This is a genomic window from Ferrimonas sediminicola (assembly GCF_005116715.1).
GTDB lineage: Bacteria > Pseudomonadota > Gammaproteobacteria > Enterobacterales > Shewanellaceae > Ferrimonas > Ferrimonas sediminicola.
The window spans coordinates 240,596-263,469 of the sequence record NZ_SWCI01000005.1 but is presented as its reverse complement, the minus strand read 5'-3'; the positions used below and the strand labels follow the sequence as shown (position 1 = coordinate 263,469).

Here is a 22,874-nt window from a genome sequence, read left to right as displayed (position 1 = left end):
ATTAGGGAAGGGGCCGCCGAGCGGCCCCGATGGAGAGACCCATGAAAGCAAAAATTCTTATGGTAGCAGCGGCCCTGATGCTGGGCGGATGTCAGATGAACGCCGCCGAACAGGCGCAGAACAGCGCCGAGTCCCGCCGCGGCGAAGCCGCGGTCAACACCCAGGTGCCCGCCGCGCCCATCGCCAACTACCCCAAGAAGCAGGTAGTGGAGGCGGTGTTTGCCGGCCAGCCGCCGCTGATCCCCCACAAGGCGACCTACCCGATCACCCTGAAGCGCAACGGCTGCATGAGCTGCCACAAGCCCAACAAGCAGACCCTGCCAGTCAGCCATACCGACAATGGCAAGGTGAAGGGCCAGCTGTATCAGTGCCGTGCCTGCCACCTGCCTCAGGCCGATAACGTTGGCACTCTCGCCAACCAGTAACACCCAAAAATAATAAAGACGGGGCGGCCCACCGCCCCGCACCTTGTCAAAACAGGAGACGACAATGAAACTACGCTACCTGGCCACCGTAACTGCCCTGGCCCTTTCCTCTGCCGCCGTGGCCGCCGAGCCCGCCTCCATCGCCGATGCGGTTGCCGAAGGCTCCGTCAAGCTGGACGCCCGTCTGCGCTACGAAAATGTCAGCCAGGACAACAATAAGAAAGATGCCGATGCCCTGACCCTGCGCACCCGCCTGACCCTGGAGACCGCCGCCTACCAAGGCTTTTCCGCCCTGGTCGAGTTCGAAGACTCCCGCGACGCCTTCGGCATCAACGATTACAACGACAAGATTGGCAACAAGCCCGATTACTCGGTGATTGCCGATCCCAACACCACCGAGCTGGATCAGGCGTTGCTGCGCTACCAGCGCGGCATGTTCAAGGGCACCCTGGGCCGTCAGGTGGTGACCCTGGACAACCACCGTTTCGTTGGCCACGTGGGTTGGCGTCAGGACCGCCAGACCTTCGACGCGGTCAACCTGTTGCTGACCCCGGCCAAGGACCTGTCCCTGAACTACGTCTACATCAACCAGCGCAACCGCATCTTCGCCGACGAGCGCGACGTGGATTCCAAGGACCACCTGGTGAACCTGGGCTACACCACCGCCCTGGGCAAGTTGACCGCCTACGCCTACCTGCTGGAAGAAGACAACGACACCAGCAACGGCATCGACACCTACGGCGTGCGCTTCGCCGGTGGCGCCAAGCTGGCCAACACCCCAGTTAAATACCAGCTGGAGTACGCCACTCAGGAAAACAAGGCCGGCGACTTCGACGCCGACTACTACCTGATCGAGGGGGCTGCCACCTTCGGCGGCGTGACTGCCAAGCTGGGCTACGAGGTGCTGGGTTCCGACGGCGGCCAGTATGGCTTCGCCACCCCTCTGGCGACTCTGCACAAGTTCAACGGTTGGGCCGACCAGTTCCTGGGGACCCCAGATGCCGGTCTGGTTGACCTGTACGCCGGCGTATCCGGCAAGGCCCTGGGTGGCAAGTTCGCCGCCATCTACCACGACTTCAGCGCCGACGAGAGTGTCGCCGCCGATGATTTCGGCAGCGAAATCGATCTGAGCTACACCACCAAGGTGGCCAAGCACTACACCCTGGGGGTGAAGTACGCCATCTACGACGCCGGTGACATCAAGGTGGACACCGACAAGCTGTGGGTATGGGCCAGCGCCAGCTTCTAAACATCCTGTCCCTGTCATGGAGCACAAACGGAAGGAGGACTCGAATGAGTCCTCCTTTTTTTATGTTGCCCCGAGGCCGGCGTCAGGCGATGGCCGGTTGCGGCAGGGGGCAGCTGTCATGCCAGCGGGCCGGCCTGCCAAACAGGTAGCCCTGCATGCTGGTGACACCCCGATCCAGCAGGAACCGGCGCTGTGCCTCGGTCTCCACCCCTTCGGCGATCACCTCGACACCCATCTGTCTGGACAGCTGGATGATGGCCTCCAGCACCGGCCTCTGGATCGCCTCACCGTTGATCGTCTGCACGTAGCTCTTGTCGATCTTGATCACGTCCGGCGAGAAGGTGCGCAGGCAGGCGATGCCGTTGTAGCCGGTGCCGAAGTCGTCGAAGGCCAGCTTGAAACCGGTGTGGCGCAACAGGGCCAGGGTCTCCTGCAACTGCGGGCAGTCGTAATCCAGGGCCTGTCGCTCGGTGATCTCCACCATCAGCCGGTCGGCGCCGATCCGCAGACGATGGCAGATCTCCAGCAGGAAGCTGATCGGGTCGCGCAGCCCGTGGGTCAGTTGCTCGCCGGAGAGGTTGATGCTCAGGTAGGTGGCGTCGGGCAACTTGCCACGGGCCTGATCCGCCAGCGAGGTGAGCAGGCTGTCGAGCAGGCCATGGCGCTCCATGATGGGAATAAAGGTATCCGGGGTGATCTGTCCCAGGTTGGGGTGGTGCCATCGGGCCATCATCTCGAATCCCCGTACCCGGCCGCTGCCGCCATCGACGATGGGCTGAAACACCGGCGCAATCTCACCCCGCTTGAGGGCGGTGGTGAGATCGTCCACCAGCACCCCCTTGTGGCTGTGGTGGCGGATGATCAGGGCCGGCAGCACCAGTCCCAGGGCCAGGGAGAGGGGCAGGCTGTAGCTCAACCAGCGGCGCCAATGGCTGTCGCACAGGGGCAGGCCGACCACCTGGGCGCTGACCCGCTCCAGGCTGCGGGTGCGCTGCAGGCTCAGCCAGGGAACGCTGTCGAGGCGGTCCTGGGCATAGAACAGCCGGCCATCCACCCGAATGCTCATCTGGCCGATGAAGTCGCGGTCCCGGGAGGAGAGCAGCTTTTCCAGCAGGTGGGCGGACTTGGCCATCCCCACCAGGTAGTGTCCCGGGGCCATCTGCTGCACAAACAGCTGGTAGGGGGTCAGGGTGCTGTCATCGAAGGCGAGCCACAGTGGGCCGGGGTGGCGTGACATCAGCTGCCCCACCTGAATCGGGTAGAGCGGGTTGGTGGCACTGCGGCAGTAGCCCCCCTCATCGCTGAGGTAGGCGAAGTGGTCGAACACCTCGGAGTGGATGGCAGCCTCGGTCAGGCGGAACTCGGTGGTGGCGTCGCAGACGCCGGGATCCAGCGTCTGCCCCAACCGGGCCAGGGCCTCGATGCCGCTGCTGAGGTAATTCTCGGTGGTGTCGACCACGGCGTCGACCCGGTCATCCAGGCGCTGGCTCAGGGCCAGCCCCCCGGCCAGCAGGACACCGAGCAGGCAGGCGAGCTGAATCAGAATGAACCACTGCCATCCGTGGCGAAGGTAGCGTCCGAGCTGCCATCGTATTTGAATCATTATCTTCCTGGCCCTGGCACTGACGGGTGAGCCCCTGAAAAGTGACCAGAATGTAACAAAAACCGGGTTGGCTTTAAACCGCAGTGGGGCGGGCGATCGGGGCGGTTCCCCCGACTTTTAGAGCAAAGGGCTGATATTTAGATTATTAAAAATTTTGAGTTGTTCGCAGAGGGAGGGCAAAAAGCGAGCGGGATCATCAACGCTGAAAAAAAGGGGGCCGAAGCCCCCAACGTGACTAGTAAGCGTCTTTATGTACGTTGGCCACGGCCCGGCCCGAGGGATCGGCCATGGCGGAAAAGCTCTCGTCCCAGGCCAGGGCTTGTGGCGTCGAGCAGGCCACCGACTTGCCGCCGGGGACGCAGCGGGCGCAGGCTTCGCCGGGGAAGTGCTGCTCAAACAGGGTGCGGTAGAAGTAGGCTTCCTTGGTGTCCGGGGTGTTCACCGGGAAGCGGAAATGGGCGTTGGCCAGCTCCTGATCACTGACCTGGCAGTCGGCGTGCGCCTTCAGGGTGTCGATCCAGGAGTAGCCTACGCCGTCACTGAACTGCTCCTTCTGGCGCCAGGCCACCGATTCCGGCAGGTAGTGGGCAAACGCCTCCCGCAGGATCTGCTTCTCGATGCGGCCGTCGGTGATGGTCTTGGCGGCGGGGTTGAGCCGCATCGCCACATCCGCAAACTCCTTGTCCAGGAAGGGCACCCGGGCTTCGATGCCCCAGGCGGCCATCGCCTTGTTGGCCCGCAGGCAGTCAAACTGGTGCAGCTTGTGGATCTTGCGCACCAGCTCCTCGTGGAATGCCTGGGCACTGGGGGCTTTATGGAAGTAGAGATAGCCGCCGAACAGTTCGTCGGCGCCTTCGCCGGAAAGCACCATCTTGATACCCATCGCCTTGATCTTGCGAGCCATCAAATACATTGGGGTGGAGGCGCGGATGGTGGTGACGTCGTAGGTTTCCAGGTGGTAGATGACGTCGGTCAGGGCGTCGATCCCCTCCTGAATGGTGAAGGTGACCTGGTGGTGTACCGTGCCGATGTGGGCGGCCACCTCGGCGGCGGCGGCCAGATCGGGGGAGCCCTCCAGGCCGACGGCAAAGGAGTGCAGCTGGGGCCACCAGGCGGGGCTGGCCTCATCCTCCTCGATGCGTCTGGCGGCGAACTTCTTGGCCAGGGCAGAGGTGATGGAGGAGTCCAGGCCGCCGGAGAGCAGCACCCCGTAGGGTACGTCGGACATCAGCTGGCGCTTGACCGCCTCCTCCAGCCCCTGGCGCAGGGTGGCGCTGTCGGCGCCGTTGCCGGCCACCTCGGCATACTGCTGCCAATCGCGCACATAGTAGGTGACCGGCTCCCCCTGCCAGCTGGCCTGGTAGCGCCCCGGCAGGAACTCCTCGATCTGGCGGCATTGGGGCACCAGGGCCTTCATCTCCGAGGCCACGTAGAAGTTGCCGGAGGCGTCGAAACCGGTATAGAGGGGGATGATGCCGATGTGGTCACGGCCGATGAGGTAGCGCTCCCTGGCCTTGTCCCACAGGACGAAGGCGAAGATGCCGTTGAGACGGTCGAGGAACTGTTCACCGTACTTGCGGTAGAGGGCGAGGATCACCTCACAGTCGGAACCGGTGAGAAACTCATACTCACCCTCCAGCTCCTGACGCAGTTCACGGTGGTTGTAGATCTCGCCGTTGACGGCGAGCACCAGGTCACCCTCCTTGCTGTAGAGGGGCTGGGCGCCGTTGTCGATGTCGACGATGGCCAGACGCTCATGCACCAGGATCGCCTTGTCATCACAGTAGATCCCGGACCAGTCCGGGCCCCGGTGGCGCATCTTCTTCGACTGGCCGAGGGCCAGGGTACGCAGTTCGGAGGCTGGCGTTTTCAGATCCAGGATACCAAAGATACTGCACATGGTTGGTTCACTCCGTCTAAATCTTGGGGCAGATTCAGACCACATTGCCACTCTTTGGCGCGTTTGCCAACTGCATGTATAGTCGGTGTAAATGAATTGATAATCGACCGCGCCTGCCGGCGCGGCCGCAAAGGGGTTAACCGAGCGCCCGCTTCAGCTGCGCCAGCAGGGTGGGCAGGTCGGTGCCGTCATCCCAACTCAGGCTCTTGTAGCTGTCGCCGCGGAAGGCGCGGTCTACCTCGATCAGGGCGTTCATTCGCCCCCCCTGAGGCACGAAGGAAACCTCCACTTCGCGCACGCCAAACAGGCTGATGCCGGCGGGGATGAACTCCAGCTCCTGGTAGGCACCGCTTTGGGAGCTGAAACCGGCGCCGTTGAGGTGGCCACGTTCGACGTCCGCCTTGTGCAGCCGATAGCCCGCCTGCTCCATGGCCGCCACCAGGGTTTCCATTGCCGGGGTGGGGGCCACCGCCAGCATGTCGCGATCCGACGGGTCCACCGCCAGATCCACCTCCAGTCCGGTCTGCAGCCACACCTTGCTCTGGTTGCGGCGTCCGCCGAGGGTGGTGATGGGGGTCTCCGGGTGCAGTACCCCTTCGAAGGGCAGCTCATAGGTCTGGCCCGCTTCGATGGTCATGGTCTCGCTCAGGCGCCAGCTGTCCAGGGCGACGGGCTGGTAGACGGTGGCGTCATCCACCTCGGCCTTGGCTTCGGTCACCAGGGTCAGGGTCAGGCCCGAGATCGCCTGATCCACCTCGCCCCCCTGGATCACTATGGTGGCGGAGAAGGGCTGGCCGGGCATCAGCACCTCCTGATGCAGCTGGGTATCCACCTTGGCGGCGCCGATTCCGACAGACGCCAGCAGTTTCTTCAGCATGGGTTTTCCTCATCTCTAGGGGGGCCGCCACTCAGTGGCGGCCGGGGTTAACTGGCGGGGCGCAGAGAGTAGAACTCACTGCCCCGTTTAAAACCGGGCCGGTGGTCGCTGTTGGCCAGGGCGTTGCCAGCCCGGTAGAACACCTCGATGTCCTCCAGGGCACCGGACAGGTTCCAATGCTCCCGGTAGATGTCACAGGTGTTGTGGTAGCAGCCCTTCATCTCCTGGCGCATCGACTCCCGGTAGCGCGCCAGGGCGTCGCTCTTGGGGGTGGTGCCGCCGCCGGCGAACACCGCCGGTACCCCCTCCTTGACGAAGGAGAAATGGTCGGAGCGGAAGAAGCCGCCGGCCTCAGGGTGATGTTCGGAGGCCAGTACCCGCTGTTGACCGGCGGCGGCTTTGCCCAGGTAATCGTCCAGCTGGGACTGGCCCAGCCCCACCACGGTGAACTCCCTGACCGCCCCGTAGACGTTGGTGGAGTCCAGGTTGAACACCCCGACGGTGCTCGCCAGCGGCTCCGTGGGGTTGGCCACGTAGTAGCGTGAACCCAGCAGTCCCTGCTCCTCACCGGTGACGGCGATAAACTGCACGGTGCGGGCCGGTGGCTTGGGGGCGGCGGCGAACTGGCGGGCGATCTCCAGGATGCCGGCGACGCCGGTGGCGTTATCCAGGGCGCCGTTGTAGATGGCGTCGCCATCGGCACCGATGTGGTCCCAGTGGGCGGTGTAGCTGACCACCTCGCCGGGGCGGCTGGCGCCGGTGAGCTTGGCCACCACGTTGTGACTGGTGGCGTGCTCCACCCTTTGTTTGAGGCTGGCCTCGGCACGGGCGCTAAGGGGCAGGTTGCCGGGGCGGAGTGCCGCTTGGGCCATCAGTGCCTCCAGACTTTTGCCCTCCTTGGCCAGCAGAGCTTCGGCCACCTCCTTCCGCACCCACCCCTCCAGGGCGGGGTGAGGGTCGCGGCTGTCGGCCAGATCCAGTTGCGGTCCGGTCCAGCTGTTGGCCACCACCGACCAGGGGTAGGAGGCGGGTTCGGTATCGTGGATGATCAGGGCGGCGGCGGCGCCCTTGCGCCCGGCTTCGGCAAACTTGTAGTCCCAGCGGCCGTAGTAGGTCATGGTGCTGCCCTTGAAATGGTCGGGGTCGCCGCTGGCAAAGCCGGGATCGTTCACCAGGATCAGCACTGTCTTTCCGGTGACATCCAGTCCCTGGTAGTCGTTCCAGCCATACTCCGGAGCGTCGATGCCGTAGCCGACAAACACCACCTGGCTGTCGCTCAGCCGTTGCTCGGGGGCGCTGCGAAAGCTGGTGAGCACTGCCTGCTCCGGCAGGGAGAGGGACTCGCCGCCCAGGCTGAGCCGGGCTCCGGGCTCGGCGGTGTAGGTGACCATGGGCACGGGCTGCAGGTAGGAGTCGCCGTTGCCGGGCTCCAGGCCCATGGCGCGGAACTGCCGCTCCAGGTAGGCCAGGGTCAGGGTCTCCCCCTGGGTGGTGGGCAACCGCCCCAGGTAGCGGTCGGAGGAGAGCTCTTTGATGTCGGCCCTGAAGCGGGACTCGTCGATGCCGCCAGCTTGACTGGAGATCTGGCTGCAGGCGCCGAGCAGCATCAGCGCCGGTGCCAGTGGGAGTAATCTCATGGGTCGTCCTTCTTTCTGTGTTCGACTGAATCTGCCGTTCAGTTACTTGGTCGGGTTCTATCATCGCCTCAGTGGCCCGGAGCGACAAGGATGATTTGTAAGGAATTCTGTTTGGCCATTGGGAGGGGACCGGTGAAAAAAAGGGTGGCCGCCGGCCACCCTGATTAGGCTGGCGCCGCCGTCAGAGCACGTCGATCTCCGCCACGCAGGGGAAGATGTGGCTTGGGCGGAAGGGGTGTCTATCCAGTTCCTCGATGCCGGTGACTCCGGAGAGCACCAGGATGCTCTCCAGGCCCGCCTGAACCCCGGCCCTGATGTCGGTGTTCATGTTGTCACCGATGATCACCGTGTCGCCGGAGTGGCTGCCCAGGTGATCCAGGGCGCTGCGGACGATCCAGGAGGAGGGTTTCCCCACATAGAAGGGGCTCTTGCCGGTGATCCGCTCGATGGGGGCGCACAGGGCCGAGCAGGCCGGGCTGTAGGCTGGGCCATGGGTATCCGGGTTGGTGGCAATGAAGCGGGCGCCGTTGGCGACGAAGCTGGCGGCCCGGTGAATCATGTCCCAGTTGAAGGAGCGGGTCTCGCCCACCACCACGAAATCGGGATCGATGTCGGTGATGGTGAAGCCCGCCTGGTACAGTTCGTGGGTCAGAGCGCCTTCGCCGATCACATAGGCCTTGTTGCCAGACTGGTGGCGCAGGAAGTGGGCGGTGGCCATGGCGGAGGTGTAGAACGCGGAATCCGGCAGATGGATGCCGGAATTCCCCAGCCGGTTGGCCAGGTCCCTGGCGGTCTGGGCCGGGTTGTTGGTGAGCAGCACCAGCGGGTTCCCCTGCTCCTGCAGCCGCTTGATGAAGCGGTCGGCGCCGGGGATCGGCTGGTTGTCGTGCATCAGCACGCCGTCAATGTCACAGATAACGCTCTTTAACCCGGTCGCCATGGCGTGGCCTACTCCTCGTTGGCGTACCCCTGCAGGGGCAGCCGTTCTCCGTCCAGCAGGGCTGCCTGTTCGGTCATCGTCAGGCGCCCTTCGCAAAACCATTTCACCACCAAAGGATAGATGCGGTGCTCCTGGGTGTGCACCCTCTGGGTCAGGGCCTCGATGCTGTCATCGGCGAAGATGGGCACCTTGGCCTGGAGAATCACCGGTCCGCCATCGAGCTCCTCGGTGACGAAATGCACCGAGCAGCCATGCTCCCGGTCGCCCGCAGCCATCGCCCGCCGGTGGGTGTCGAGGCCGGTGTACTTGGGCAGCAGGGAGGGGTGGATATTGAGCATCCGTCCGGCAAACTTCTGCACCAGGGCGGGACTCAAGATCCGCATAAAGCCGGCCAGCACCACCAGATCCGTCTCCAGCGCGTCCAACTGGGCAGCCAGCCGGGCATCGTAGGATTCCCGGCTTTCCCCCTTTTCCGCGCTCAGGGTGATGGCGGGAATGCCGGCGTCGGCGGCGCGGGTGAGGCCGAAGGCCTCGCCCCTGTTGCTGATGACGCCGACGATACGGCCCGGGATCCCCCCGTCTGCGCAGGCGTCGATGATCGCCTGCAGGTTGCTGCCGCTGCCGGAGATGACAACGGCGATTCGGGTCTGTTGTGCCATCTTACGCGATCACCACCTGGGGCTGATCCTCGGCGCGGGCCTCGATTCGGCCCAGCAGCCAGGCGTTTTCACCCTCGGCCTTCAGCAGGGCCAGTGCCGCCTCCACCTCGGACTGGGGCAGGGCGATCACCAGGCCCACGCCGCAGTTGAAGGTGCGGTACATCTCGTGCTTGTCGATGTTGCCGACCCGCTGCAGCCAGTTGAACACTTCCGGCCACTGCCAGGAGGCGTCATCGATCACCGCCTGGGCATCCGCCGGCAGTACCCGGGGAATGTTTTCCCAGAAGCCGCCACCGGTGATGTGGGAGATGGCGTGGACGCCGTGCTGCTCCAGCAGTTTCAGCACCGGCTTGACGTAGATGCGGGTGGGGGCCAGCAGGGTCGGGATCAGCGGCTGACCGCCGATGGTCTGCTGTTCGGGGTGTTCCACCCGCTCCAGCACCTTGCGGATCAGCGAGTAGCCGTTGGAGTGGGGGCCGCTGGAGCCCAGGGCGATCAGGGCATCGCCGGGAGCCACCTTGCTGCCGTCGATCACTTGTGACTCCTCCACCACGCCGACACAGAAGCCGGCCAGGTCGTAGTCCTCACCCTCGTACATGCCGGGCATCTCGGCGGTCTCGCCGCCGATCAGGGCGCAGCCGGCCTGTTCACAGCCGTCGGCAATGCCGGACACCACCTGGGTGGCGGTGTCGACGGACAGCTTGCCGGTGGCGTAGTAATCCAGGAAGAACAGGGGCTCGGCGCCCTGGACGATCAGGTCGTTGACGCACATGGCCACCAGATCGATGCCCACGGTACCATGGCCGTTGTAGTCCATGGCCAGGCGCAGCTTGGTGCCGACGCCGTCGGTGCCGGAGACCAGCAGGGGCTTCTTATACTTCTCGGGCAGGGAGCACAGGGCGCCGAAGCCGCCCAGGCCGCCGCGCACTTCCGGGCGGTGGGTGCGCTTTACCGCAGACTTGATGTTGTCTACCAGGGCGTTACCGGCATCGATGTCGACACCGGCGTCTTTGTAGCTGAGGGAATCGGCTTTGTTCACAGAGGCCTCGTTGTTTTTGTAGGGGTTTTTATAGTGTTGATGTTCTGGCGCGCATTTTACCAGCTGCACACGGTGCACCCAAGTTTTTCTCAGCCTCTGCGTCCCGGGGCGGCAAAACGAATGAAAAACCTTCGATCGAACCCTGCGGCTGTGATCTGTCTCGCGTCGCGGCGCTTCTGGCAGCGCACTCGCTTTCAAGCGAGGGCGGTTCACGCTATGATTCCGCTGTTTACCTGTAGCCTACCATTCGGAGAATAAGATGAAAGTCACTGAGGTCAAGCACCCGCTGATTCAACATAAACTGGGCTTGATGCGTGAGGCTGATGTCAGCACTAAGCGCTTCCGTGAGCTGGCCAAAGAGGTAGCCGCTCTGTTGACCTATGAAGCGACCTCCGATTTTGAAACCGAGTCTGTGGAGATAGAGGGTTGGAACGGCCCCATCACCGTCAACCAGATCAAGGGCAAGAAAGTGACCGTGGTGCCGATCCTGCGTGCCGGCCTGGGGATGATGGATGGCGTGCTGGAGCACATCCCTGCCGCCAAGGTGTCCGTTGTGGGGATCTACCGCGACGAAGAGACCCTGGAGCCGGTTCCCTATTTCGAGAAGCTGGTATCCAACATCGATGAGCGTATCGCCCTGGTGGTGGATCCCATGCTGGCCACCGGCGGCTCCATGATCGCCACCCTGGACCTGCTGAAGAAGCGCGGCTGCACCAACATCAAGGTGCTGGTCCTGGTTGCCGCCCCCGAGGGCCTGAAGGCGCTGGAGGAGTCCCACCCCGATATCGAGCTGTTCACCGCCTCCGTGGATGAGCGTCTCAACGAAAAGGGCTACATCCTCCCGGGACTGGGTGACGCCGGAGACAAGATCTTCGGAACCAAGTGATTTCGGAAACGGCGCCATCGGCGCCGTTTTTTTGAATCCCGTGGAAGCCGGGAGGACGGGTGTCCACGCTTCCAACCCTACATCGGTCCCCAGAGGCCGATCACATAACTACGATAAATAACAATGAGGTTAACATGCAGCAGCAAGCTGTTAGCGCCGGAGCTGTACCAGTTCCGGCGACCTGGCGACAGGTGGTCGCCGGTACCCAGATGCTTTTCGTGGCCTTCGGTGCCCTGGTTCTGGTTCCCCTTCTTACCGGTCTGAACGTCAACGTGGCCCTGTTTACCGCGGGTGTCGGCACCCTGCTGTTCCAGCTGGTGACCAAGCGTCAGGTGCCGGTGTTCCTGGCCTCCTCCTTCGCTTTTATCGCCCCCATCTCCTACGGGGTGACTCAGTGGGGCATCTCCGCCACCATGGGGGGACTGATGGCCGCCGGTCTGGTGTACGTGGTGCTCTCCCAGGTGGCCCGGGCCGGAGGCATGGAAGCGATCAACCGGCTGCTGCCGCCGGTGGTAGTGGGACCGGTGATCATGGTGATCGGCCTGACCCTGGCGCCGGTGGCGGTGAACATGGCCCTGGGGATGCAGGGGGATAACCAGGCCTATGAGACCGGGTTGGCCCTCTCCATCGCCCTGCCGACCCTGATCACAGCCCTGGTGGTGGCGGTGATGGGCAAGGGGATGCTGCGCCTGCTGCCGATTCTGTCGGCGGTAGTGGTCGGTTACGGCCTCTCCTGGTTTGCCGGCATCATCGATTTCAGCGGTGTGGCCGCGGCGCCCTGGTTCGCCATCCCCGAGTTCACCACCCCCAGCTTCCACTGGGAGGCGATCCTGTTCCTGATCCCGGTGGCCATCGCCCCGGCGGTGGAGCACATCGGTGACATGCTGGCGATCAGTAACGTGACCGGCCGTAACTACGTGAAGAAGCCTGGCTTGCATCGCACCTTGCTGGGGGATGGCGTGGCCACCATGGCCGCCGCCGGCCTGGGTGGACCGCCAAACACCACCTACTCCGAGGTGACCGGGGCGGTAATGCTGACCCGTAACTACGATCCCAAGGTGATGACCTGGGCGGCGGTCAGTGCCATCCTGCTGGCCATGGTGGGTAAGTTCGGTGCCATCCTGGCCACGGTGCCCACCGTGGTGATGGGCGGCATCATGATCCTGCTGTTCGGTTCCATCGCCGCAGTGGGGATGAGCTCGATGATCAACAACAAGGTGGATGTGGCCGAGCCCCGCAACCTGGTGATCGTGGCGGTCACCCTGGTGTTCGGCATCGGCGGTATGACCATCAAGATGGGCGAGTTCACTCTGCAGGGGATCGCCCTGTGCGCGGTGGTGGCGATTCTGCTCAACCTGCTGCTGCCGAAGAACTTCGGCCACGAGGAGGATGAGGCCTAACTGGCTTCAATCCTGGGGGAAGAGAGGACTCATTGAGTCCTCTTTTTTTATGCCCTGCCTTCGGCCTTCCACTTCCTGGCGTCCGGATCCATCTCCTTGGCCTCGAGCTGTGCCAACTGCTCCTTGGCCTCCTGCAACTGTTCCTTGGGCAGCTGGAGGGGCTGCTTGATCCGGCCTTACTCCGGGGATTCCCGGGTTTCCTGGTCGTCGTTCTTCCTGGCGGGAGCGACGGCCTCCCGGGGGCGATGGCTCAGCAGCAGCGGAAAACCCGGGCCGCTCTGTTCGTCCCCGCAGGGGACCATACAATGCCGCGCCCCCTGTGATACACTCTGGCCATCACCGTTTATCGACAGGAATCCTTGTGAAACGACTCGTTTTTTTACTTTCTCTTCTGAGCTGTAGCTCCGCCTTGGCGGTGGAGGTGGATAACCTTTATCAGGCGCAGGTTCAGGTGGAAGGACGGGAGCGGGCCGAGCGGCAGAGCAAGATTCCCGACGCCCTGATGCAGACTCTGGTGCGCCTCAGTGGCGAGGCCGATATCGGCCAGGATCCGCGGATGGAGGGGATGCTCAGCAACCCCACCCGGTTCGTCTCCAGCTTCGGCTACGGCGGCGATCCGCTGACCCTGACGATCCAGTTCGATGGTGCCCTGCTGGTCCGGGCGATGCAGCAGCGCCAGCTGCCGGTCTGGGGCAAGCAGCGGCCCCTGACTCTGGGGTGGATCGCCCTGGAGGATGAACAGGGGAAGCGGCAGCTGATGTCGGAACAGCTGGATGCCGAGCATATGGGTACCTGGCGGCGGCAGGCGGCGCTGAGGGGGCTGCCTCTCTCCCTGCCGCTGATGGATCTGGAGGACGCCATGCGCGTCGGCCTCAATGACGTCTGGGGCTTCTTCGTCGAGCCGGTGGCCGAGGCCAGTGAACGCTATCAGGCCGACTTTTTCATGTTGGCCCGGGTGTGGCCCGGAGCCGATGGCTGGTATTACACCCTGTCACTCTACCCGTATCAGCCAGAGGGGCAGGGGGATCGCTACGGCTTTGGCGGAGTCCGCCGCAGCCTGATGCAGAAGAGCGGTCGTGTCGACGGGGTGGAGCAGGGGTTGTCCCGGATCCAGGAGGAGCTGGCCCGCTATTACGCCCGTCGTTATGCCACCGTGGCCAGCGAGGAGGAGTCCCACAGACAACTGGTGTTCGAGATACAGGGTAGCATGGCCGAGCTGGTCGAGGTGGAGCGCTACCTCAAGGGACTCAGTGCCGTGTCCAGCCTGCAGGTTATCGCCCTGCAGGGACGCCAGGTGAGCTTCGCGGTGGAACTGGTGGGATCGCCGGAGGCGCTGGCGCAGATGTTGGCACTGGAGCCCAGGGTGGAGCAGCTCTCCTCTGACGATGAAATGGTCACTCAGACCCGATATCGCTGGATAGGCAATCCGTAAAATTGGGCCGGGCGCAACCCCGTGCTACAATGGCGCCACCTTGCAGAACGGAACCCAAATCCCTAGTGCAATCGAATTCACCCATTCAGCTCTCTCTGCCAGTGCATCTGCCGGATGATGAGACCTTCGGTAGCTACTACCCGGCGGCCAACCAGCAGTTGCTGGAGGCGATACGCCAGGTGGCCGAGGGCAGGGGGGAGACTGTGACCTATCTGTGGGGGCAGGCCAAATCCGGCCGAACCCACCTGCTGCACGCCGCCTGCGCCCACGCCCGGGAGTTGGCCCGTCAAGCCTTCTACCTGCCCCTGGGCATCCATGCCAGCATGTCTCCCGCGGTACTGGAGGGGTTGGAGGAGCTCTCCCTGGTCTGTCTCGATGACATCGATCAACTGGCCCGCAACCCCTTCTGGGAGGAGGCGGTGTTTGATCTCTACAACAGGATCAACGAACGGGGTGACTGCAAGCTGATCGTCTCCGCCAGTTGTCCGGCCGGCCAGGCCGGGTTCCTGTTGCCGGATCTGGTGTCCCGACTCAACTGGGGGGTGCACTACCAGGTCCAGTCCCTGTCCGACGAGGAGAAGCTGACCGCGCTGCAGCGCCGCGCCAAGGCCCGGGGGCTGGAGCTGCCCGAGGATGTGGGACGCTTCCTGCTGACCCGGCTTGCCCGGGACCTTCGCACCCTGTTCGACGTGCTGGACAGGCTCGACAAGGCGTCGATGCAGGCCCAGCGTCGGCTGACCATCCCCTTCGTCAAGGAGACCCTGCACCTGTAACTCGGTGACACGGGACTGAAAAAGGCCGCTTCTGCGGCCTTTTTCAGTTACTGCTGTTCCAACTTCCAATCCGGCGTACGCCCGAGGTGGCGGAGCACTCCCTCCCGTGGGCGGGTCAGGCTGGGCCTCGCCAGCACCCTGGCTGCCGCGGCGGCGGGATCCAGGGTGAGGTTGTCCGCCCAGCTCTCCCCGGCGCGCATCGGGATCGAGGCCGGCAGGGCGGAGATCAGCCGATCGGCCTCGAGCGACGGCATCAGCTGGGTCAGCACCAGGTCCAGTCTCGGCAGCAGCGGTGCATCGGCGATGCGCCCCCGTTGTCCCCAGCTGACGCTGATGGTGGAGGCACTCACCTGGTCCGGTCGATCGGTCACGGCGACATCGCGGCGGATGCCATAGCGATGCGCCATCATTGCCTCCTCAAACAGCATGGCCAGATCCTCCCTAGGGGTGGAGTAGGCGTAGTCGTCGTTGGCCCTGTCACTGGAAAAGAATGCGGCGATGTCGCCGGGCTGGTAGCTCTTCTGCAAAGGGGTGGCGGTGGCGCCGCGGAACTGAACATCGGCCAGTGCCTTCATCTCACTGCTGTGCAGGGGCAGATCGGCAGTGAGCCGGTCCGAGATGAGTTGCTGTTGCTCGCTGCGCAGGTAGTAGGCTTGCAGCAGGGTCGGGGTATCGATGCTGTCCCAGGTGCTGCTGGGGAAAAAGTCGTTGGCGTGCGCCAGCTCATGGTAGAGCAGGCTGGCCAGCTCCGACTCCAGGGCGCCCAGGCTGCGGCTGATCTCCGCGTAGGGCGGGTAGGAGACGCTGGCATAGGCGTTGCCCTTCACATAGCGCCAGGGGGTGAGGAAATTGAGCTCACTGCCAAAGCCACTGCGGTAGTCCGGATCTTCGTTGATGGTCGCCATCTGCCAGGGCTCAAGCCACAGGTCGGAGGGATCCAGGTAGATGGCACCGGTGGCCACCCAGTAGAAGGAGGGGCGGATGTCGGCGCTGATCACCACTGCGGTGACCGCCCCCAGCAGACGGCGGAAGTCGCCGCTCGGATCCCGTTGCTGGAGAAACCCCTTGAAGGCGTCGCCCATCCAGGGGTGGGAGACCACCACCCGCTCCATCACCTGATCCACAGTGGGAACGGGGTGCTGCTGGCCCAGAAGCGGCAGGGTATCGATGCTGCACAGGGAGCTGGCGTTGAACCGGGTGGAGTAGACGCAGCGCTCCAGGGCGGCCTTCCAGGGGGAGCGGTCGTCCCAGGCCTGGACCCGGGCGACGGGGCCGTCGAACAGGGCGTCATTGGCCGGCGAGGGCTCGGCGGTCACCAGCACCAAGGCCTGGTCGCTGACCGGCCGGCCGTTGTCGCTGGCGGTGACGCTCAGGGTCAGCAGGGTGTCCCGGGTCACCACCGGCGCGGTGAAGGTGAGCAGCTCCGGATCGTCGAACGCCAGATCGCCGATTCTGGGACCGGCTTGCTGTTGCCAGCGGATCCCCTGCATCGCCTGGCTGCGATCCCCGGAGCGCCCCAGGCGCATGGAGACCCGGCCGCCGGAGGGCACCACCTGGTCACCGCGGATACGTCCGGCATCGGCCGCCGTGTCGGTGCTGTGGTCGACCACTTCGCTGATCGCATTGCCCTGGCTGTCGGTGACGGTGATGCGAAACTCATACAGGCCCGGTTCCGGGGCCTCGAAGGCGGCCATGGGCGAGCTGGGGTTGAGGATGTTGACCTGGGGCCCGGAGATCTGGCTCCAGCGGAAGTCCAGCTCTCTGCTGTCTATCCCGGTTACCGTGGCCACCAGTGCCGCACTGGGGTCCGAGGCCAGAGTGCGGCTGATGGTCAGCTCAGTAGAGGGGGGCAGGGGGCTCGGGTCGGGAGAGGAGGCCCCCCCGCCTCCGCCACAGGCGGTGAGCAGCCCCATACAGGTTACGGCAATCCAGTGCGTTTTCATTCTCTCCCTCCCTAGGGGTTAGTTTTTCTTCTTCAGCCCCAGCCCCAGTTCCCTACCGCGGTGACGGGCATAATAACTGCTGGCCAGCAGCCAACTGAGCAGCAGGACGGTTGCCAGGGCCGGCCACCAGAACTGCTCCCTGGCGGTCCACAGCTGGGTCAGACTGGCCACCAGGTAGAGGCAGGCGATAAAGCCCGACCAGGCATGGGTGTAGGGCCGGCCCTTCAGCATTCCCGGCAGGGGCAACAGCAGTGGCAGCAGCATCAACAGGTGGAATCCCAGAGAGTAGCCGTCGTGGGGGCTGAGCCGGAGTTGCCAGAGGGGAACGTAGACCAGGCAGCTGAGGTAACTGCCCAGGGCCAGGCGCCCCAGGCTTTGGCTATCGTTGATCATCTTAACCGAGGATCTCCAGCACCTGCTCCGGGGGACGGCCCAGTGCGGCCCGGTTGCCATGAACGACGATGGGTCGCTCAATCAGCTTCGGGGTGGCCATCATGGCGGCAATCAGGGCGTCATCACCGGCGTCGGCGAGGTTCTGCTCCTTGTACTCCGCTTCCTTGGTGCGCATCAGCTGGCGCGGCTTAAGCCCCAGCAGCTCAAGCACCCGGCGCAGCTCGGTTTCGCTGGGGGCCTGCTTCAGGTACTCATACACTTCTGGAGTGATGCCTCGCTCCTCCAGCAGGGCCAGGGTTTGGCGGCTCTTGGAGCAGCGGGGGTTGTGCCAGATACGGGTGGTGTCGGTCATGGTATAGCTGTTCCTGTGATCATGATCTCATTCTGGGGCCATTCTACGTGGAGCCGGCGTCAACTCAAAGGGATTTCATCTCCTGCTCCGATCTGCGCAGCTCCTTGATTCTCGCGTCGATGCGTGCCTTTTGCAGCGGATCGTCCCGGGTCTGGCGGTAGGCGTATTGCAGCTGTTCGATTGCCCGCTCATAGGCTGCGGAAAGGGCCAGCAACTCCGCCTGCACCATGTGGCGTTCGGCCACCATCCCCAGCCTGCGATACACCTGGGAGAGCAGGTCGTAGGCGACCACGCTGTCACCGTTGAGGTTGGTCTGGTGCTCCAGCAGGGCCCGGGCTTCCTGCAGCTTGCCGGTTTGCAGCAGCACGTTGGCCAGGTTGATCTCGATGACGCTGTTGTCGGGGCGAAGCTTGTGGGCCTGCCGAAGCATCGCCAGTGCCTTCTCCGGACGCTTCTGCATCAACAGAATGTCGGAGGCGGTATCCAGGTAGAAGAGGTTCTGCGGATCCTTCATCAGCAGGGCGTTGAGCGCCTCCTCGGCCTCATCCGGCCGTTCCAGATCCAGCAGGGTCAGCGCCTTGCCGTAGCGGGCGGCATCCTGGACCACCGGATCCCCGGACTTGAGCTGCCGGTCGAACAGGAACAGGGCATGGTCCCTGTCCAGCTTGGAGTAGCGCACCTGCACCCTGGCCTTGGCCAGGTGAAACAGCAGGTTTTCCGGTACCGGCCGGTAGGGATAGAGGGCGGCGCGGGCGCGGGCATCGGCCACCCGGCTCTCGGGCAGGGGGTGGGTCAGCAGCATCTGAGGCGGCTTGCTGGCGAAACGGTATTTGGCGGCCATCTTGCTGAAGAAGCTGGGCACCGCATTAGGGTCGAAACCGGCGGAGACCAGGGTCTTGATGCCGATTCGGTCGGCCTCCTTCTCGTTGCTGCGGGTGTAGTTGATCTGGGCCTGCTGGTTCAGGGCCAGGGTGGACTGCAGGGCGGCGATGCCCGCTTCGGGGGCGGCCATGGCCAGGATGATGGAACCGATCACTCCGGCCAGGGTGGCCGGCGCGGTTTTCTTCTGCGCCTCGATGGCCCGGGCCAGGTGGCGCTGAGTGACGTGGGCTATTTCATGTCCCAGTACCGAGGCCAGCTCACTCTCATTGTCCGCCTCGTCGATGATGGCGGTGTGGACCCCGACGTGGCCCCCGAAAAACGCAAAGGCGTTCAGTTCGTTGCTGTTGACCAGAAAGAAGGTGAAGGGGGTCTTGACGTTGTCGGCCCTGGCCACCAGGCGGTTGCCGAGATCGTTGAGATACTCGGTCATCACCGGGTCGTTGATGATCGGCAGCTGGCCCCGAAGCATGCGCATGTAGAAGTCACCAATCTGACTCTCCTTGTCGATGGAGAGGGTGCTGGTGGCCACGGTACCCAGTTCAGGCAGCTCGGGCTGTGCCTGGGCGGCGGTCAGCCCCAGGGTGGCACTGAGCAGGGCCGCGCCCAGGGAGAGAGTGAAACGTCTGATCACGTATGTCCTTGAGGTCCGGTGTTGATGGTGTTCTCGCCAGTGTACCCGCATCGGCCGGTGAATGACCACTGTGCAGGGAGGGCAAAAACCACTCAACAATGTAGCAATATTATGTTTTAGCTAGGGTTCTTCAGCAATTTCCCCCCGGGTTCCCTCGGCGGAGCAGGGGGGATGTCTGTTGGTTAGTCTGCCAGGAGGCTCTCTGGGTTCCAGAGACTTTACATAATCTTGCGTCACAAGTTTGTGGTTTGCCTGAGGTAAGGAGATAATGACGCCCAAAACAAGGAGGCCCGGATGCACCCTGTCGATCTCACCCGCTATCGCTGCCCCATGGCCTTCGTCCAGGCCAAGCTGGCGATGAAGCGGCTCGGCCCAGGTGAACCCCTGACGTTGATCGTCAGTGATCCTGGAATCCTCAGGGATCTGCCCCCCTATGCCCGGCGATGCGGTTTTCGAGTGAATACCGAGGCGCGTCCGGGAGCGACGGCAGTGATCCTGAGCCCGCAACCCTAAAAGACACAGAAGGTTTTATTAAGTATGTGGAATCTGCTCCGCAACTGGTACCAGGAGAAGTTTTCCGATCCGCAGGCGGTCACCCTGGCACTGATCCTGATGGTGGGCTTTGCCATCATCTATTTTTACGGCAAGCTGATCACCCCACTGTTGGTGGCGGTGGTGCTGGCCTACATGCTGGAGTGGCCGGTGGCTCAGATGGCCAACCGGGGTCTGCCCCGTTCCGTGGCCGTCTCCCTGGTGCTGTTGGTGTTTGTCGGGGCCATGATGATGTTCTGCCTCATCGCCCTGCCACAGATCTGGAACCAGGGGATCAGCCTGGCCCGCGAACTGCCGGATATGATCGCCTGGGCCCAGAGCAAGGTGCTGACCCTGCCTCAGCAATACCCCGACGTGATCAGCGAAAAGCAGATGCAGGAGTTGATGCAAAACCTCAATGCCCGCATCCTGGCCTGGGCCCAGCAGGTGTTGCAGGTGTCCCTGGGCTCTCTGATCGACCTGGTTGCCCTGGCGGTGTACGCCATCCTGGTGCCGCTGCTGCTGTTCTTCTTCCTCAAGGACAAGCGCGAACTGCTGAGCAGCTTCAGCCGCTTTGTACCCAGCAACCGCGAGCTGGCCAAGCAGGTGTGGACGGAGATGAACGGCCAGATCGTCAACTACATCCGTGGCAAGGCAATTGAGATCCTGATTATCGGAGTAGCCAGTTACCTGACCTTCCTGTTTATGGACCTGCGTTACGCCGCCCTGCTTGGGCTGGCGGTGGGCCTGTCGGTGCTGATCCCCTACATCGGGGCGACCGTGATCACCATCCCCGTCGCCCTGGTGGGCCTGTTCCAGTGGGGCCTGACGCCCCAATTTGGTTACCTGCTGCTGGCCTACGGCATCATCCAGATGCTCGATGGCAACGTACTGGTGCCCATCCTGTTCTCCGAGGCGGTGAACCTGCATCCGGTGGCGATCATCGTGTCGGTGCTGATCTTTGGTGGCCTCTGGGGGTTCTGGGGGGTGTTTTTCGCCATCCCCCTCGCCACCCTGGTGAAGGCGGTGGTCAACGCCTGGCCCAGTGTTGACCTGATGGAGGAGCAGAGTTCGTGAGCCGGCTTCCCGTCAATGAGATCTTCGAGACCATCCAGGGCGAGGGCCAGTTTACCGGCATGCCGGCGGTATTCCTTCGTCTCCAGGGCTGCCCGGTCGGCTGTCCCTGGTGCGACACCCGCCACACCTGGGAGGTGGAGCCTGAGCACCAGGTGGATCCCGAGCGGATCATCGGTGTCAGCGGCGACAGGCCCATCTGGGCATACTATGATGAAGCCCGGCTGGTGGCCCTGCTCACCGATGGCCGCTACAGTGCCCGCCACCTGGTGATCACCGGTGGCGAACCCTGCCTGTATGACCTCACCGAACTGACCCGGCTGATGCACGCCGCGGGTTGGCGCTGCCAGATTGAGACCTCCGGCTGCGTCGAGGTGCGCTGTGATGAGCAGACCTGGGTGACCGTCTCCCCCAAGATCGGGATGAAGGGGGGACTGACCGTGTTGCCCCAGGCCCTGGAGCGGGCCGATGAGATCAAGCACCCCATCGCCACCGAGCGCCATATCGAGGAGCTCGATGCGCTGCTGGCGGACCAGCCACTGCCGCGGCATCCGCAGATCTGCCTGCAGCCTATCTCCACCAAGAAGCGGGCCACCCAACTGGCCATCGACACCTGCATCAAGCGCAATTGGCGGCTGTCGGTGCAGACCCACAAGTACCTGGAGATCGACTGATTGGCCATTGGTCCTGCGACAAAAAAGACCGCCATCAGGCGGTCTTTCTGTCGCAGGGGGCGATCAGCACTCGACGATATTCACCGCCAGGCCGCCCCGGGCGGTCTCCTTGTACTTGGTGCGCATATCCTGACCGGTTTCCCACATGGTCTTGATCACCTTGTCCAGGGAGACCTTGTGCTGGCCATCGCCCCTCAGGGCCAGCCGTGAGGCATTGATCGCCTTGACTGCGCCCATGGCGTTGCGCTCGATGCAGGGCACCTGTACCAGGCCGCCGACCGGATCGCAGGTCAGGCCCAGGTTGTGCTCCATGCCGATCTCGGCGGCACACTCCACCATGGCCGGGGTGCCGCCCATGATCTCGGTCAGTGCCCCGGCGGCCATGGAGCAGGCCACCCCCACCTCGCCCTGGCAGCCGACTTCGGCGCCGGAGATGGAGGCGTTCTTCTTGTAGAGGATGCCGATGGCGGCGGCGCTGAGCAGGTAGCGGCAGGCGGTCTCCTCATCCACCGCCTGGATAAACTTGTCGTAGTAGCAGAGCACCGCCGGCAGGATGCCAGCGGCGCCGTTGGTGGGGGCGGTCACCACCCGGCCGCCGGCGGCGTTCTCCTCGTTCACCGCCAGGGCGAACAGGTCGACCCAGTCCATGGCGTTCAGGGGATCGCTGCTGTTGCACCCCTCTACGGTGAGACGGCGATAGAGGGTCGGGGCCCGGCGTCTCAGCTTGAGGCCCCCGGGCAGGATCCCCTCGTCACGACAGCCGCGCTCCACGCACTGCTTCATGGTGAGCCAGATGTTCCACAGCTGGCTGCGAATGGCCGACTCTTCGGCCACCACCTTCTCGTTGGCCATCATCAGCGAGGCGATGGAGAGCCCCTGCTCATTGCACAGCTCCAGCAACTGGGCGGCGCTCTCGAAGGGGTAGGGCAGGGTGGGGCCCTGGATGGTGCTGAGCGGCTGGGCGATCTCGCTCTTGTCCAGCACGAAGCCGCCACCGACGGAGAAGTAGGTCTGCTCATAGACCACCAGGCCGCGAACCAGGGCGCGCAGGGTCATGGCGTTGGCGTGCTGGGGCAGGGTCTTGCGTCGGTGATAGGTGAGGCCATCGGCGCGGGTAAAGCGTACCGGACGCTCGTTACCCAGCAGCAGGGCTTCATCCCCCTCCACCTGGTCCAGTTTGGCCTGGACACTGTCGGTGTCCACTTTCTCCGGCTCCTCGCCCAGCAGGCCCAGCACCACGGCCTTGCCGGTGCCATGGCCCTTGCCGGTTTGGCCCAGGGAGCCGAACAGCTCACACTGGATCTCATCGGCCTGTTCAAACTGCTGGTGCTGCTTAAGCTCGTCGATAAAGCGGTTGGCTGCCCGCATCGGTCCCACGGTGTGGGAGCTGGAGGGGCCGATGCCAATGCTGAACATATCGAACACGCTGATCATAAACTCTGTCCTGTTGTTTCGTTGCCCGCAGGCGGATGGCTGATGGTAACCCAGGTGGAGGGAAAGCAAAATCCGACCTGGCCTATACAGCATAATATCCCGACCAGGCGCTGTCCTGCCGATTTCTGAGCCAAACGCCC

The 22,874-nt window shown here is 63.7% G+C and carries 21 protein-coding genes; 9 read left to right on the top strand and 12 right to left on the bottom strand.

The genetic code is table 11. The annotated features are described in order from the left end of the window. The first annotated feature begins 41 nt into the window (after window positions 1-41). Both FCL40_RS10410 and FCL40_RS10405 read left to right on the top strand, forming a co-directional pair. Entirely contained in the window at window positions 42-425 is a 384-nt protein-coding gene (locus tag FCL40_RS10410; RefSeq protein ID WP_169307075.1) for a nitrate reductase cytochrome c-type subunit, read from the top strand. A gap of 64 nt (window positions 426-489) precedes the next feature. Continuing rightward, on the top strand, window positions 490-1,674 hold the full coding sequence (locus tag FCL40_RS10405; RefSeq protein ID WP_136853234.1) for an alginate export family protein: 1,185 nt from the start codon (window positions 490-492) through the stop codon (window positions 1,672-1,674). A gap of 82 nt (window positions 1,675-1,756) precedes the next feature. Here the strand turns inward: FCL40_RS10405 and FCL40_RS10400 are convergent, their stop codons facing one another. The 7 genes from FCL40_RS10400 to purM all read right to left on the bottom strand — a co-directional run bounded on the left by FCL40_RS10400 (window position 1,757) and on the right by purM (window position 10,329). Next, window positions 1,757-3,277, bottom strand: coding sequence for an EAL domain-containing protein (locus tag FCL40_RS10400; protein ID WP_136853233.1), 1,521 nt, complete (start codon window positions 3,275-3,277; stop codon window positions 1,757-1,759). Window positions 3,278-3,512: 235 nt separating this feature from the next. Next, the gene (asnB, locus tag FCL40_RS10395) at window positions 3,513-5,177 is read right to left on the bottom strand and encodes an asparagine synthase B (protein ID WP_136853232.1); all 1,665 of its coding nucleotides are present in this window, start codon (window positions 5,175-5,177) and stop codon (window positions 3,513-3,515) included. A gap of 136 nt (window positions 5,178-5,313) precedes the next feature. Then, entirely contained in the window at window positions 5,314-6,054 is a 741-nt protein-coding gene (locus tag FCL40_RS10390) for a sporulation protein (RefSeq protein WP_136853231.1), read from the bottom strand. Between the two features lie 47 nt (window positions 6,055-6,101). Then, entirely contained in the window at window positions 6,102-7,691 is a 1,590-nt protein-coding gene (locus tag FCL40_RS10385; protein ID WP_136853230.1) for a M28 family metallopeptidase, read from the bottom strand. A 181-nt stretch (window positions 7,692-7,872) separates the two neighbouring features. Then, window positions 7,873-8,631 (bottom strand): HAD-IIA family hydrolase, encoded by a 759-nt coding sequence (locus tag FCL40_RS10380; protein WP_136853229.1) that lies wholly within the window; start codon window positions 8,629-8,631, stop codon window positions 7,873-7,875. An 8-nt stretch (window positions 8,632-8,639) separates the two neighbouring features. After that, window positions 8,640-9,290, bottom strand: coding sequence for a phosphoribosylglycinamide formyltransferase (gene purN, locus FCL40_RS10375; protein ID WP_136853228.1), 651 nt, complete (start codon window positions 9,288-9,290; stop codon window positions 8,640-8,642). 1 nt (window position 9,291) lies between these two features. Next, the gene (gene purM / locus FCL40_RS10370; RefSeq protein ID WP_136853227.1) at window positions 9,292-10,329 is read right to left on the bottom strand and encodes a phosphoribosylformylglycinamidine cyclo-ligase; all 1,038 of its coding nucleotides are present in this window, start codon (window positions 10,327-10,329) and stop codon (window positions 9,292-9,294) included. A 259-nt stretch (window positions 10,330-10,588) separates the two neighbouring features. On the opposite strand from purM, the gene upp reads away from it, so the two are divergent. From upp to hda, 4 genes are all read left to right on the top strand, one after another. Continuing rightward, entirely contained in the window at window positions 10,589-11,215 is a 627-nt protein-coding gene (upp, locus tag FCL40_RS10365) for a uracil phosphoribosyltransferase (protein WP_136853226.1), read from the top strand. A 134-nt stretch (window positions 11,216-11,349) separates the two neighbouring features. Continuing rightward, window positions 11,350-12,615: a uracil-xanthine permease family protein gene (locus FCL40_RS10360; RefSeq protein WP_136853225.1), complete on the top strand. Its 1,266-nt coding sequence runs from the start codon at window positions 11,350-11,352 to the stop codon at window positions 12,613-12,615. 421 nt (window positions 12,616-13,036) lie between these two features. Beyond that, on the top strand, window positions 13,037-14,047 hold the full coding sequence (locus tag FCL40_RS10355) for a DUF2066 domain-containing protein (RefSeq protein WP_169307074.1): 1,011 nt from the start codon (window positions 13,037-13,039) through the stop codon (window positions 14,045-14,047). A gap of 65 nt (window positions 14,048-14,112) precedes the next feature. Then, on the top strand, window positions 14,113-14,820 hold the full coding sequence (hda, locus tag FCL40_RS10350) for a DnaA inactivator Hda (RefSeq protein WP_136853223.1): 708 nt from the start codon (window positions 14,113-14,115) through the stop codon (window positions 14,818-14,820). Between the two features lie 47 nt (window positions 14,821-14,867). Here the strand turns inward: hda and FCL40_RS10345 are convergent, their stop codons facing one another. The 4 genes from FCL40_RS10345 to bepA form a co-directional block, all read right to left on the bottom strand. Further along, window positions 14,868-16,763: a PKD domain-containing protein gene (locus FCL40_RS10345; protein WP_136853222.1), complete on the bottom strand. Its 1,896-nt coding sequence runs from the start codon at window positions 16,761-16,763 to the stop codon at window positions 14,868-14,870. Window positions 16,764-16,781: 18 nt separating this feature from the next. Beyond that, the gene (locus tag FCL40_RS10340) at window positions 16,782-17,156 is read right to left on the bottom strand and encodes a DUF2069 domain-containing protein (protein WP_136853221.1); all 375 of its coding nucleotides are present in this window, start codon (window positions 17,154-17,156) and stop codon (window positions 16,782-16,784) included. Window position 17,157: 1 nt separating this feature from the next. After that, a complete protein-coding gene (arsC, locus tag FCL40_RS10335; protein WP_136853220.1) occupies window positions 17,158-17,508 on the bottom strand; it encodes an arsenate reductase (glutaredoxin) in 351 nt (116 codons plus the stop codon). A gap of 64 nt (window positions 17,509-17,572) precedes the next feature. After that, window positions 17,573-19,018: a beta-barrel assembly-enhancing protease gene (gene bepA / locus FCL40_RS10330; RefSeq protein ID WP_407644147.1), complete on the bottom strand. Its 1,446-nt coding sequence runs from the start codon at window positions 19,016-19,018 to the stop codon at window positions 17,573-17,575. Window positions 19,019-19,315: 297 nt separating this feature from the next. On the opposite strand from bepA, the gene FCL40_RS10325 reads away from it, so the two are divergent. Genes FCL40_RS10325 through queE form a run of 3 tightly spaced genes read left to right on the top strand, consistent with a single transcriptional unit; the run spans window position 19,316 to window position 21,300 of the window. Next, window positions 19,316-19,534: a sulfurtransferase TusA family protein gene (locus tag FCL40_RS10325; protein ID WP_136853218.1), complete on the top strand. Its 219-nt coding sequence runs from the start codon at window positions 19,316-19,318 to the stop codon at window positions 19,532-19,534. Between the two features lie 24 nt (window positions 19,535-19,558). Then, window positions 19,559-20,629 (top strand): AI-2E family transporter, encoded by a 1,071-nt coding sequence (locus FCL40_RS10320; RefSeq protein ID WP_136853217.1) that lies wholly within the window; start codon window positions 19,559-19,561, stop codon window positions 20,627-20,629. 59 nt (window positions 20,630-20,688) lie between these two features. Beyond that, window positions 20,689-21,300: a 7-carboxy-7-deazaguanine synthase QueE gene (gene queE, locus FCL40_RS10315; protein WP_205729126.1), complete on the top strand. Its 612-nt coding sequence runs from the start codon at window positions 20,689-20,691 to the stop codon at window positions 21,298-21,300. Between the two features lie 63 nt (window positions 21,301-21,363). On the opposite strand, the gene FCL40_RS10310 is transcribed toward queE, so the two are convergent. After that, window positions 21,364-22,734: an L-serine ammonia-lyase gene (locus FCL40_RS10310; protein ID WP_136853215.1), complete on the bottom strand. Its 1,371-nt coding sequence runs from the start codon at window positions 22,732-22,734 to the stop codon at window positions 21,364-21,366. Between the last annotated feature and the right edge of the window lie 140 nt (window positions 22,735-22,874).

Bases quoted from the DNA above. Each gene is read 5' to 3' on its own strand.
- FCL40_RS10410 (WP_169307075.1), top strand. From the start codon at position 42: ATGAAAGCAAAAATTCTTATGGTAGCAGCGGCCCTGATGCTGGGCGGA.
- FCL40_RS10405 (WP_136853234.1), top strand. From the start codon at position 490: ATGAAACTACGCTACCTGGCCACCGTAACTGCCCTGGCCCTTTCCTCT.
- FCL40_RS10400 (WP_136853233.1), bottom strand. From the start codon at position 3,277: ATGATTCAAATACGATGGCAGCTCGGACGCTACCTTCGCCACGGATGG.
- asnB (WP_136853232.1), bottom strand. From the start codon at position 5,177: ATGTGCAGTATCTTTGGTATCCTGGATCTGAAAACGCCAGCCTCCGAA.
- FCL40_RS10390 (WP_136853231.1), bottom strand. From the start codon at position 6,054: ATGCTGAAGAAACTGCTGGCGTCTGTCGGAATCGGCGCCGCCAAGGTG.
- FCL40_RS10385 (WP_136853230.1), bottom strand. From the start codon at position 7,691: ATGAGATTACTCCCACTGGCACCGGCGCTGATGCTGCTCGGCGCCTGC.
- FCL40_RS10380 (WP_136853229.1), bottom strand. From the start codon at position 8,631: ATGGCGACCGGGTTAAAGAGCGTTATCTGTGACATTGACGGCGTGCTG.
- purN (WP_136853228.1), bottom strand. From the start codon at position 9,290: ATGGCACAACAGACCCGAATCGCCGTTGTCATCTCCGGCAGCGGCAGC.
- upp (WP_136853226.1), top strand. From the start codon at position 10,589: ATGAAAGTCACTGAGGTCAAGCACCCGCTGATTCAACATAAACTGGGC.
- FCL40_RS10360 (WP_136853225.1), top strand. From the start codon at position 11,350: ATGCAGCAGCAAGCTGTTAGCGCCGGAGCTGTACCAGTTCCGGCGACC.
- FCL40_RS10345 (WP_136853222.1), bottom strand. From the start codon at position 16,763: ATGAAAACGCACTGGATTGCCGTAACCTGTATGGGGCTGCTCACCGCC.
- FCL40_RS10340 (WP_136853221.1), bottom strand. From the start codon at position 17,156: ATGATCAACGATAGCCAAAGCCTGGGGCGCCTGGCCCTGGGCAGTTAC.
- arsC (WP_136853220.1), bottom strand. From the start codon at position 17,508: ATGACCGACACCACCCGTATCTGGCACAACCCCCGCTGCTCCAAGAGC.
- FCL40_RS10325 (WP_136853218.1), top strand. From the start codon at position 19,316: ATGCACCCTGTCGATCTCACCCGCTATCGCTGCCCCATGGCCTTCGTC.
- FCL40_RS10320 (WP_136853217.1), top strand. From the start codon at position 19,559: ATGTGGAATCTGCTCCGCAACTGGTACCAGGAGAAGTTTTCCGATCCG.
- queE (WP_205729126.1), top strand. From the start codon at position 20,689: ATGCCGGCGGTATTCCTTCGTCTCCAGGGCTGCCCGGTCGGCTGTCCC.
- FCL40_RS10310 (WP_136853215.1), bottom strand. From the start codon at position 22,734: ATGATCAGCGTGTTCGATATGTTCAGCATTGGCATCGGCCCCTCCAGC.